This window comes from Rhodohalobacter halophilus, from assembly GCF_001715195.1.
Taxonomy (GTDB): domain Bacteria; phylum Bacteroidota; class Rhodothermia; order Balneolales; family Balneolaceae; genus Rhodohalobacter; species Rhodohalobacter halophilus.
Genome location: NZ_MDWE01000002.1, coordinates 71104 through 83757 on the forward strand (window position 1 = coordinate 71104; position 12654 = coordinate 83757).

At 38.2% G+C, this 12654-nt stretch carries 6 protein-coding genes; 5 read left to right on the plus strand and 1 reads right to left on the minus strand.

Annotation, left to right across the window (positions count from 1 at the left end; genetic code table 11):
- Positions 1–3 precede the first annotated feature (3 nt).
- Complete coding sequence (locus tag BG260_RS00995) at positions 4–2403, minus strand: TonB-dependent receptor (RefSeq protein ID WP_087148670.1); 2400 nt, start codon at positions 2401–2403, stop codon at positions 4–6.
- A 1495-nt stretch (positions 2404–3898) separates the two neighbouring features.
- Between BG260_RS00995 and BG260_RS01000 the strand changes: the two genes are divergently transcribed.
- The 5 genes from BG260_RS01000 to BG260_RS01020 all read left to right on the plus strand — a co-directional run bounded on the left by BG260_RS01000 (position 3899) and on the right by BG260_RS01020 (position 12456).
- Positions 3899–4228, plus strand: a complete 330-nt coding sequence (locus BG260_RS01000) for a nucleotide pyrophosphohydrolase (protein ID WP_069130085.1) — start codon at positions 3899–3901, stop codon at positions 4226–4228.
- Between the two features lie 2 nt (positions 4229–4230).
- Positions 4231–6084 (plus strand): DUF2075 domain-containing protein, encoded by a 1854-nt coding sequence (locus tag BG260_RS01005; RefSeq protein WP_069130086.1) that lies wholly within the window; start codon positions 4231–4233, stop codon positions 6082–6084.
- 166 nt (positions 6085–6250) lie between these two features.
- Entirely contained in the window at positions 6251–10489 is a 4239-nt protein-coding gene (locus BG260_RS01010; RefSeq protein WP_069130087.1) for an NACHT domain-containing protein, read from the plus strand.
- Positions 10490–10744: 255 nt separating this feature from the next.
- The gene (locus BG260_RS01015) at positions 10745–12019 is read left to right on the plus strand and encodes a PIN domain-containing protein (protein WP_069130088.1); all 1275 of its coding nucleotides are present in this window, start codon (positions 10745–10747) and stop codon (positions 12017–12019) included.
- A gap of 47 nt (positions 12020–12066) precedes the next feature.
- Complete coding sequence (locus tag BG260_RS01020; protein WP_069130089.1) at positions 12067–12456, plus strand: hypothetical protein; 390 nt, start codon at positions 12067–12069, stop codon at positions 12454–12456.
- Positions 12457–12654: the final 198 nt, after the last annotated feature.

Consider the following 12654-nt stretch of genomic DNA (forward strand, 5'->3'; position numbering starts at 1 on the left):
GCATCAAAACTTATAGGTAAATCCGGCTTTCACCACTCTTGGCATCTGTGGATTGATCGTCGTCCAGCCTTTGTAATACTCCTGATCGGTGAGGTTATCCACCTTCAGGTCGATGCGGAAAAGTTCTGAGTCGTAGAAAAGGGACGTGTTCAGCACCGTGTATGAGGGAAGTGTAAAGGTGCCCGTGGATTCACGGTTCATGATCTTATTTTCACCGGCATAGTTCAACCCTGTTCCAATACCGAATCCCTTGAACGTCCCGTCAAGAAATTTATAGCTGGCCCATAGATTAACCATCGATTCCGGCCCGGCAGATTCCGGCCTTCTTCCCAGGAACTCCTCGCTGTCTGTTTTTGTAACTTCACTTTCATTGTAGCTGTAGCCGATGTTCAGGTTCAACCCGTCAACAGGTGATGCAACCAGGCTTGCTTCAATACCTCTGCTGAAATTCTCTCCATCCTGAACAAAGAAATTTGGCCGGTCAGGATCTTGCCGGACAACATTGGAAACCAGGATATTGTAGTAACTGAGTGTCGTTGAAATCCTTCCGTTCAGGGCGTTCATTTTTACACCCGCCTCCCATTGATTCGCCCTTTCGGGAGAGAATGATTTCACCGATCCGTCTGCCTGGGTTCGGGGTGCAACGTTGTTAAACCCATTCATGTAGTTGGCAAACAGGGACACCTGGTCTTCAACCGGCTGGAAGACAAGGCCAAATTTAGGGCTGATTGTCGTTTGCTGATAGTCGTCATCCTCAGTCCTGTCGCTGCCGATGTTGTCGAAATGGTCGAGCCGGACACTTGCCATTGCCGACAGAGCCGGTGTGAAGTCGATAATATCAGACAGGTACGCACTGTACACATGCTGTTTTGTTTTACTGTTTACAACGGCCGCCCCGGAAAGAGCTTCATCCGCCGCCGGCTGGGAAACACCTTCCCCCTGGCCGCCGTCACCAATCGTCACCGAGCCAAAACCCACATAGCCCGTGCTGTTGTTAACCGTCTCCTCCACGAAGTAGTCAAACCCTCCGATAAATGTATTCTTCAGGGTTCCCGTCTGAAATTCTCCGACAAAATTTTGCTGGACATTTTTGCCAATCGTCGTGGAGTTTTGATTGCTTAAATATCTCGCAAACGTTGAATTTCCATCGGCCAGATCCCATAAATATGTGTAGTATCCGTCGGTTTTTGCATTGCTGCTCGATACCGATGTTTGGGATGTCCAGTTATCCGAGATCCGGTACTCCATGATTCCCTGGAGGCTGACCGTCGGGTTCGATATGGTCAGATCGTTGCTCGTGTATGAATTCCTGGGATCATAGTTCAGTTCATCAAGATTTTCCCAGCCCAGTGGAGCACTGCGGTTCAGGAAAAGCATGGTGGGATTGGTCTGCTCAGAGTTGATGAATTCGCTGTTGAACAGAAACGACAGGCGGTCATTCACCTGGTAGGAAATGGAAGGCGCGATAAAGAATGATTCATACTCACCCGCATCCTGAAAGCTGTTCTGTTTGTGATACGAGGTATTGACACGCGCCAGAATTTCCCGCTCTTCACTTAGCGGCGCATTGATGTCGGCAGCAAACCGGTTCAACCCGTAACTGCCCGTCCGGTACGAAACATCACCGGCAAAATAGTTGAACGGTTTTTTGGTAACCACATTGATCAATCCGCCGTAGGAGATCAGACTGCTTCCATACAGGGTCCCCGACGGCCCCTTCATCACCTCAACGCGATCGATATTCTGAGGGTCGAGGCTTCCGTTGGTTAAGGAAGGCAAACCGTTGACGATGGTCGGCTGAACGGAAAAACCTCTGAGCGCGTAGTATCCGGCCCCGTCATCTCCCCGGCCGGTCGACTCCCAGAGTTTAAAAATTCCGGGTGCATTTGTGATCGCCTCATCAAAATTGGTGACCACCTGTTCCTCCAGAAGTTCGGAGCTGATGGTATTGTACACCTGGGGATTCCTGATATTTTCAACCGGCACTTTTGCAACATAGCTCGTCTCTTCGCGGTTAAATTTATTCATCTTTGAGCTGGTAACGGTAATATCCTGCAGCTCTTCGTTTGAAGCGGATAGCGTGACATTGATCAGTAATATCTCCCCTTCGTCGATTGTAATCTCTTTCTCCTCCGTGTCGAACCCGACTCCGGACGCGACAAACGTATATCGTCCTTTGGGCACACTGTTAATTTCATACGTTCCATCCTGACCGGATGCCGACCCGATGGTGGTATCGTCTAACCTGAGGTTGATTCCGGCAACCGGATTATTGTTTTCATCCACAACCTGGCCGATAATCTTGCCGTTGATTGTTGAGCCATCTGCTGAATTGAATAGCAGTACAAAAATACCAAGTAGAATGAGCAGCTTTTTCACTTTACAAACATGTTTAAGGTTCATATCTTTTTTCATCTATTTAGACCACATCTAAATAACTCTGTAATGATAAGGCTCTTCTCAAACAGGCTCAAGCACTATTTAGATTTATTCTAAACAACATAAAAACCCCGGCTTCCCGTCCCCTTTGCCTAAAATTTTTAACCGGGCCTTTTTTGGATGCGGACTCGAAACCCCCAAGGCCGGAAGCCATCTGCCTGCGGCGCCTCTTCAGAGCAGTCATTGGTTTATTTTGCAGCTATTTATCCTTTGTAAATGTCGCGGACAGCAAACGATTAGAGTGCCCGATTTCAGGGTTCGATTGACTTCCCCGGGGATTAAAAACTCCCGTATCATAGCCGGGTCAAAAACGTGCCGCTTTATTTTTTTAAGCCGGCAATCCAAACCGCTTAACCTTCCGTTTTCAAGAAACTGCCCGGGACTCACTGATCTTCTGAAGATGTGACCCGCTGTTTACAAACGAGCGGTACTCATTAAAGCCCTTTCGGACCACAGAATTCCGCATCCTTCAATGTATTCCGGTTCAGGGCTTTCTAAACCAAACGCTTCCAGACAATTCCAAAGCATTATGTGACCGGGAATCGTGTAAATGATTCCCACCTGATGGAAATGGCCACAAAAAAATGGCCGGTAGCTGCATCCGGATCTATATTATTCGTAATCCTTTCGAATGCTTTTACACATGGTTTGTACAAATGACGGTATGCCGTCACTCCCCCTCCTATTTTAGGGGTAATCAATAAATTAAATCGGAGAACTTGTTATGATTACCATAAAAATTGGTACCGCAGAACGAAGAGATTAACTCTTCCTAAATTCACAACTTCTTTTATCTTATGACAAAGAAGAATAGCACTATATAGATATAAGCAATACGTTAAATAATAATTGCATCCTTAAATTTACAGCATCATGTTTCCACAATGGATAAGATGGGATGAATTAGAATAACTCAATGGATTAACACTTCCAGGTGTTTATATTTTTGCGATAACAGAAAATAATATACAAGGTGAAGAATTTAGTTGACTAAAAGACATCGTTAATATCGGATTGACAAATTCAAGAAAAGGTTAAAAAGGCACCTTTATCAATTCGGGCAAACCATCAGAGGTTATTCAGGGCACGGTGAAGTCAAACGGTTCAGATATGATCATCCAATTTATGATAAACTAACAGTGGATTTATTTGTAACTACTCAATTTTTTAAATGTGATAACAAAACATATCCACCTACTGCAGATGATCTTTTAGTAATGGGGGATGTAGCAAAGTTTGAGTACGAGTGTATCGTTGACTACATGAAGTGATATAACAAATTACCTAACTATAACGACACAAAAATTTCGCCAAACAGATAGGCAAATATTTCCAAAGAAAACGATCATTAATAATCATGTGAAAGTGGGTGATTATTTTACGATAATCCTTATCAATAAGGTTAGATTTTGAATTACAGAATCCCAGCTGCACATCACTGTAAACATGCGAGCATTATATGAGCGACATTGAAGATATCACAAACTCTATAACAAAATTCAGGGATGAAAGAGATTGGGAGCAGTTTCATAATCCGAAAGATCTGGCGGTTGCGCTAAATATTGAAGCGGGAGAACTGCTGGAAGCTTTTCTTTGGAAAAAACCTCAGGAAGCCGATCCCGAAAAAGTAAAAGAGGAACTGGCGGATATTTTCAACTATGCCTTTCTGTTGGCAGAAAAATATGATTTCAATGTTAAAGAAATCATCATGGAAAAACTTCAGTCCAACTCAATAAAATATCCTGTCCATAAGGCAAAGGGTTCTGCTAAAAAATATACCGACCTCTGACCATGATCGTATACAAATCTACTAAAGAGAGTTTTACCGCTGATGTTGAAACCGGGATGGTTGAAGAGGTCATTGAGGCAAAATATAATGCCACTTTGAACCGTGGAGTCTCTAAAAATGAAAAACGATCATGGCAGAACTCCATGATGTACATGAACACGGTTTTAACGGACTATGAAATCCCCCTGGATGCCGGTATCACTATAGAGATGCAGATTCCTCAAACATCAAAGCGAATTGATTTTATCATTACCGGCAAAAATAAATCAAAACAAGATCATGCGGTTATCGTAGAGCTCAAACAGTGGGAAACGGCTGAGAAAACTGGATTAGATGGAATCGTAAAAACTTTCATTGGGGGCGGAAAAAGAGAAGTCAGCCATCCCTCCTACCAGGCATGGTCATATGCCGCCCTGCTGAATGATTTCAATGAAGCCGTTTACGATGGAGATATCAACCTGAAAGCTTGCGCCTTTCTTCATAATTATCATTCCAACGAAGTTTTGGATGATCCTTTCTATCAGGATCACACTGAAAAGGCTCCGGTATTCATGAAGAAAGATATCACGAAGCTGAGAGAGTACATCAAGAGCTTCATCAAGTATGGCGACAGTGATAACATTATCTATCGTATCGAAAACGGGCGTATCCGACCCTCGAAAATGCTGGCCGACAGTCTGAGCTCTATGCTTAAAGGCAACGAGGAGTTCATCATGATTGATGAGCAGAAACTGGCGTTTGAATATGTAATGGATGCTGTACTCAACAGAAAGAAAGGGCAGAAACGGGTCGTGATCATTGAGGGCGGGCCGGGAACCGGTAAATCCGTTGTAGCCATCAATTTGCTCGTCAAATTAACGGCTAAAAACCGGTTTGTAAGCTATATCACCAAGAACTCAGCACCCCGAACGATTTATTCCTCTTTACTAACCGGTGACATGAAGAAGAGCCATATCAACAATCTTTTTAAAAGTTCAGGGTCCTTTACGGATACAGAACCCAACCTTTTTGATGCACTCATTGTGGATGAAGCCCACCGGCTGAATGAAAAGTCGGGAATGTTTCGAAACAAGGGCGAAAATCAGATCAAGGAATTGATTTCGGCATCTAAAACTTCTGTCTTTTTTATTGATGAAGACCAACGGGTTCATATCCATGATATCGGAGAGAAGCAGGAGATCAGAAAGTGGGCTGCAGAAGCCGGGGCTGAAATTATTGAAACAGAACTCAGCTCACAATTTCGCTGCAATGGATCAGACGGGTATATGGCGTGGTTGGATCATGCCCTGCAAATTAGGGAGACGGCCAACACAGATTTAAAAGGCATAGACTTCGACTTTCAAATTTTCTCCTCTCCCAATGAAGTATTTGATAAGATAAAAGAGAAGAACAAAGAGAATAATAAATCCAGGATGGTGGCCGGGTACTGCTGGGATTGGAACAGCAAGAAAAATCCGGACGAGATGGACATTGTGATCCCAGAACATGATTTCGCTAAAAAATGGAACCTGGCAGATGACGGAATGCTCTGGCTGATCAAGGAGGAGTCCATTAATGAAATTGGCTGCATTCACACCTGCCAGGGACTTGAACTGGATTACGTGGGTGTTATCATCGGCCCAGACTTCAAGATTCGGAATGGCGAAGCTGTTACGGATGCCTATGAGCGATCAAGCAACGACCGGTCGATTTTCGGGATTAAAAAAATGATGAAAGAAGAGCCTGCAAAAGCCAATGAGCTTGCTGAAACCATTATCAAGAATACCTACAGAACCCTGATGAGCCGGGGGATGAAAGGGTGCTATATCTATTGCACGGATAAGGAGACGGAGGAGTATTTTAAGGCAATGACCTAAAAATAAATGGCTTAAAAACTAATGTAAATGTCTTCACAGCTAAATAAGTAAGAAAACCCCGAAGCCAGCAAACTGGAAGCCGAAATAGACCAGCTGGTGTATGAGCTGTATGGCTTGAGTGATGAGGAGATTGGGATTGTGGAAAATTCAATTTAAATAAGGAGAAATGACTGATACTATAGAAATTCAAGTCTTTGTTTCTAATCCTGGAGATGTTGAGCCTGAAAAAAGAGTGGTTGAATCGGTTTGCAAGAGACTTTCAGAATCTTATCAAGATTATTGTAAAGTTAGATTAAGAGTTAGGGAATGGTCTACAATTGTTGGTCAATTTGGAAAACGTCCACAACAAATTATTAACGATGAAATTCAAAATTATGATATTTACTTAGGAATTTGGTGGATGCGTTTTGGTTCAAAAACAGGTGTTATAAATCCTGAAACAAAGGAGGAATTTGAATCAGGTACGCATGAGGAATTTTACTTAGCATATGAAAATTGGGATCAATTTAGGCAACCTGAAATTTTTCTTTTTTTTAAAGAACCCAAAATTTCAGGTGCCTCAAGAGAAACAGAGCAACTACTGAAAGTTCAAAAATTTAGAGAAAACCAGCAGAAAAATGGATGGTGTAACAGATTTCAAGATGAAAAAGAGTTTCAGAGTAAGGTATATGACCTCTTAAATAATAAGTTGTTAAATTTTTGTTTTAAAGAGAAAAAAGCTAAAAAAGACAGAGTTGAAAAAAATTCTAAACATTTACCATTTACTAAAAAACAGGATATCTATTTAAAACAGCTGTATATATCTCGGGACATAATTCCATATAACTCACTAGTAAATGAACCTAAATTCAGACTTAATGATAAAAAGAATCGCAGCAGGCTTTTAGAAAAAATATTGATAGAAAGTAAAATCGTATTGCTAGGGGAAGCTGGTTCTGGAAAAACTACAGAACTAAAAAAATTAGCAATAGACTTAAACGATGAAGATTCTTCATTTTTTCCAATTTATCAGCAATTAACTAACTATACTCCAGAAATAGGTTTAGAGGATTTTCTTCCAGAATATTGGAAAGAAATTCCTGAGGATTTATTGGTAATTATTTGGGATGGATTAGATGAAATACCTCCAGAAGAGTTCAACAAGGTAGTACGTCAAATTAATAGCTTTTCAGAAAGATATTCCGAAATAAGGATTGTCATTTCTTGTCGTACCAATTTTTATGAATTACCGAACAATACATCTCAAGGCACACTTCCAGATTATGAATCTTATTTTATAAATGATTTCGATATAGATGATGTAAAACGGTTTTATAAAACAAGTTTTGAAGAAAAAGAGGTGGATGACTTTATTGCAAATATATTTGAAAATGATTTGGGTGACTTAATTGTAAACCCCTTCTTTGTAATGGTCCTGGCAGATGTTTATTCGAAGAACAAAACTCTATCGCTAAGCCAGGCTGATTTATTCCAACAATTTCTATTTCAGAGAATGGAATTTGATGAAGAGCACTTCAAAACAACGTTTGAAATACGATCTAAAAAACAGGAGTTAATAGAATTATTGGAAAAAGTTGCATTGGGGATGGAAACTCTTGCCCAAAATTACATTCAGGAGGAAGACTTACTGACGCTTGTAAATAGTAAAGAATATAAAATGCTTCAATTTGGCTCATCTTTTACTAAAAGGAAAGGCGATGATAGAGTTTGGAAATTTGAACATAACAATATTCAAGAATATCTAGCCGCAAGGGTGTTATCTAAATTGGAGTATGATAAAGTTATCCAATTTATAACCTTTGAACCCGATCATGAAAAACTCATTCCAAGCTGGCTTAATACACTATCCTTTTTATTTAGTTTGTTGAATTCAGATGAAAACTTATTTAATCAATTATTGAAATGGTTATTGGATAACGAGGAGGAAGTAGTCGTAAAGTTTGAAAGAGATAAAATTCCAACTGGTACTCGGAATGAACTATTTCAAGGTATTTTCAATCATTATAAAAGTCACGATGTTCGGATAAATTCAAATAAGTTTAGTGATCGGGAATTAGCAAAATTTGGCCAATCTTCTGAAAATCTGAAATTCTTAATTAGTGAAATAAAGGATGAAAACAGCTCCCGAATAAACAAACTAAATGCGATTCATTTGATCGGGTATTATAATTTTGAAGATTTTGGTACAGAAGAAATAAGTCTAACAAAAGACCTTCTTGTAGCTGAAGTATTATCTCATATTGATGATTCGTACTACATATTCAATTCGATTCATGCATTGGAACATGGAAAACTATATGACCGAGATGTTATCGAAAAAATAATGGATCAGTTCGGTAAGAGGGAGAATCAGTACATTCGTGCGGCAATCTATTCTCTGCTAATTGAATCCGGTTATGTAGATAACTATGTAGATTATCTGGTGGAAGGGTCAAAATTATTGTATAAACAAGATTCAAATGAGAGGGGGCAAACAAGTCTCCTTGATGAAAGCTGGAATCTTAAAAATTGCTTTAAAAGCATTAAGTCTTATGAAGGGTTAACTACTCTTTATCAAGAGATTTCAAAAGAAAGGTATTTTGATTTCGGATATGACTCCGAGAAAATCTTGAAAGCTATCATTGATAATTCAATTCAATTGTACAAAAAAGATACACGAATCTTCGAAAAATTTTTAGACTGGTATGTGAAACAGGTTAATAACTTTAGATGGAAGTGGTTGAAGGAGCAGTTAAGATTTTTTAAGGAGACGGACACTACTGTTAAAGCATTCCAGAGTCTATGGGAAAGTGAAGATAGAGACAGTGAAGCGATTGTAACAGCTTTGGCGCATCTTGCTACTGAAAACTCTTTAAAATTTGTGATAAAAAAATATGAAAAGCATGATTGTACCAATAGAGATATTGAAAATTTATACCAGCGAATGTATCGGGTTGGAAATGAGAGCTATCCAGTTTTTAAAGAGCTAATCAAGGAGAACACTTCAATTTCTATAGAAGAGCCCGAACCTCAGTTTGATTACGAGAAGTTTAGAAATGAAAAGAGGCAGAAAGACTTTGATCTGCTTTTTGAAGAAGAAGGTATAGAAAGAAGTGTTGAACAGATATTTCAAAAAGAGGAAAAGAATGTGCTTTCTGAAGACGACCTTTTTGAAATGCGAAAGATACAAAACAGGTATACCGAAATAGATGATATTTATCCTGAGCCTGCCTTGAGGTTACTACGCAGTCTGTCTAGAAAGGAAAAAAATATAACTCAAAGGGAAGCCCTTAATTGGTTTGAAGAAAATCATAATGTTGAATGGTATAAAATTTCATTGGTATATGAATACCTTTCTCGTGATGAAAACCTTGACGTCAAAGAATATCAGAGAGAGTGGATTAAGAATTGGTGTGATGATAAAATCAGTGAAGTTGATTTTAAAGTTGCCATTCGACAAAAAGAAGGAGAAGGGGTAAGCAGTAATTATATAGCTATATATCTTTGGTATTTCTTGAGAAGGTTTGACTTTGATTACCCGGAACATGTGATGCTGGACATGCTGTCTTTTGATCATATAGAAGGCCATGGTTGGATAGGTATAAATTATATAACAAGTAAGCTTGATGTTGAAATTATTAAGAAAAGGGTAATTCAAAATCTACAAGATGGTATTGAAGTTACCCAAGTACTTTTAAACCATATAGAATATGCGGTTGAACATAAACTAAAAGAGGTTTATCCAATAATATTTAAAGAAATTTTGAACAATCAGCATGATGATTATGATCGCAGAAAAATGCTCAATATATATTATGAAGCAACGAAAGATATTAGTGAACTTAAAAATTTATTAGCCAAAGCTGACTCACTTATCAGGTGGGAAATAGTAGAAAAATTATATCAAAGCGAAGATTTTAATTACCTGAAAGGTTATTTGATTGAATTTCTGAGTGGTGAATTTGAAGATGAGGAAAAATTAAAAGCGGCTGAATTTCTTGTGAAAATGAATAGCTTGGAAGGTCTTAAATATTATTCAAGGTGGTTAATTGATAACAACCCGTCTGAATATGATTTTACAAAAACCAATTGTCTAAACAAATTGACCGATAGAAGAGCTATTCCATATCTCTTAGAATTATTGGAACTCAGCTACGATATAAAAGTGGGTTTTGAACGAATTAATTCCTTGAAGAACAATGCACTTGATGCTTTGACAAAAATAGCCTTAGAAGATAAAGATAACTTTAGTGAGGTGATAGAAAGACTGAGAGACTTTATGGAAGAACACAAAGAAACTAAAAATGTAAAGTTTCTTCTTCATACTATAGAAAGAATGGAACATCAATTTTATATGAATAAAGCTCAGTCTTATTCTATCAATCAGGTAAAACAGAAATTGAAATTAATTGAAAGTTATAATTGAATTACTGCTCCATGATTCCAGTTTGAGAATAGGGTCCCCTCAAACCAATGGTTAACGGGCAACCATTTCTTTCTATCTGTTGGTAACTCTGTTTAAAATTTGTTCAAAAATAATCTCAAATCGGTTAGGATAATTAAGTACATTCTTATAGATCGTACATATAGCGATTGATGTACTTATCCAGGGAGGGTAGTCGGCCCTGGGAGTTCCAGAACCGACTTACAACCAACTTTTGCTGAAATTCGTAATTGAGTTATGAAGTATATCTTTTTAGATACCAATGTGCTAATTCATTATTTGCCAATTGATGAAATAGACTGGGAAGTTTTTTTTGGCAAAGAAGAATTGTGCTTTTCAATTCCTTATACGGTAGTTCAAGAATTGGATAATCATAAATATAGTGATAAGAGTTTTTTGCAAAAAAGAAGTAGAAAAATCTTATCAAGTCTAAGAAAATTAGAGAACGGGAGGGGAGCATTTTCAGATAAAATAAATGTAGAAATTTTGATAGAAGAACACTCTGAATCAATTTATAAGCCAAATAATTTAGATAAAACTCAACCGGACGAAAGAATAATTGCTAGTATTTTAAATTATCAAAAAGATAACCCAGAAAAGGATATTTTTCTTGTTACAGGTGATTTTTCAATGGGGTTAAAGGCGAAAAAATTGGGGATTAACGTAAAGCAGTTAAATGATGAATACCTGTTGCCTTCAAGTGAATCTGAAGAACAAATAGAGCTTAAAAAGCTTCGTAAAGAAAACCTAAGACTCAAAAAATTATTTCCTGATGTTGACTTACTTTTTCCAAATGGGAAAAAGCATCAGTTATTTACTGTTCACAAGATGTTAACTTATGAACAGGATTATATTGACAAAAAAATCGATGAACTTAAATCAATAGTTCCCAAAATAGATACCAAAAATAATAGATCATCTTTAGGCCTATATGATCTTGCTTCTACAAAAGTATTTTTAAGTAAAAGTGCAGAAGATTATAACAGTGAGCTTGATGACTATTATGAATCTTATCGAGAATATTTAGAGAATAGGCTTGCTTACCTTCAATGTATGCGAAGATCTTTTGAGATTAAGTTAATTGTTCAAAATAAAGGAACCGCTCCCGCTGAAGACTTAGATATATGGCTGCATTTTCCTGATGGATTCTCAGTTTACAGTGTTAAGGAATTTCCCCTTAAAAGGCCGGTTGAACCTTTACCACCTAACAGGGAATGGAATAAAGATTTGGCAAGTCGAATACCTTATATAGGTATTAATGATTTCGACGCACGAAATTTTAATATCACGTCAAATGTTGGCGGGTTAGATATTAATAAGACAAATAGCTATGAAGTAGAGACCTCTGTTGGTAGGATTAAGCATAATAGAAGTGAAAACATAAAAGATATAATGATTCTATATATGCCTGAAGATGAGGTCAAGGGATTCAACATTGATTACAGAATAGATATTGGGAATTACCCTGATCGTATCGAAGGCCAACTAAATGCACAAGTGCATGAGATTTAAATTTTTGTGAAAGTTGGAGGAATTATAATTAAAGACATATTCAAAGTTTGACAGACCAAGAAAGAGAAGTGGAAGAATACAGATCAACTGTTCGAGAGATGCGGGATTATGCCCAGGAACAGTTTGATAAACTAATTGTGTACTTATCCAGCGGGGGGCTGATCTTAACTTTGGGCTTCGTAAAAGACTTAGTTGATTTAGATGAAGCAAATTGGAAGTTCCTCATGATCACTTCTTGGGCAGGTTTTGTCATATCATTGCTGTTAATCCTATTGTCCCATAAATCCGCCATTAAAGCTGGAACTCTTGAGTTACAAGGAAAGCAAACCGAGAGTGATAAACAGGATAAAATTACGAACCGATTGAATAACTGGTCGTTTGGTTTCTTAATCGCAGCAATAACCGTATTTGTAATATTCTTCACCATAAATATATAGTCATGGCTAAAAAGCAAAAAACACAACAGACAGTCCCTGTAAAAAAGGGGAAAACTAAGCATCCAAGACCCTCTGCAAGTCAAGATAAAAAACCACCCAAAAAATGAGTGATTCAAAGAAGAAAAGCATAACTAAATATCCGGAAAAGAAAAGAGTCAGGCACAATAGTAAAACAAAACCTCCGCGTCCGGATGTTAC

Bases quoted from the DNA above. Each gene is read 5' to 3' on its own strand.
- BG260_RS00995 (WP_087148670.1), bottom strand. From the start codon at position 2,403: ATGAACCTTAAACATGTTTGTAAAGTGAAAAAGCTGCTCATTCTACTT.
- BG260_RS01000 (WP_069130085.1), top strand. From the start codon at position 3,899: ATGAGCGACATTGAAGATATCACAAACTCTATAACAAAATTCAGGGAT.
- BG260_RS01005 (WP_069130086.1), top strand. From the start codon at position 4,231: ATGATCGTATACAAATCTACTAAAGAGAGTTTTACCGCTGATGTTGAA.
- BG260_RS01010 (WP_069130087.1), top strand. From the start codon at position 6,251: ATGACTGATACTATAGAAATTCAAGTCTTTGTTTCTAATCCTGGAGAT.
- BG260_RS01015 (WP_069130088.1), top strand. From the start codon at position 10,745: ATGAAGTATATCTTTTTAGATACCAATGTGCTAATTCATTATTTGCCA.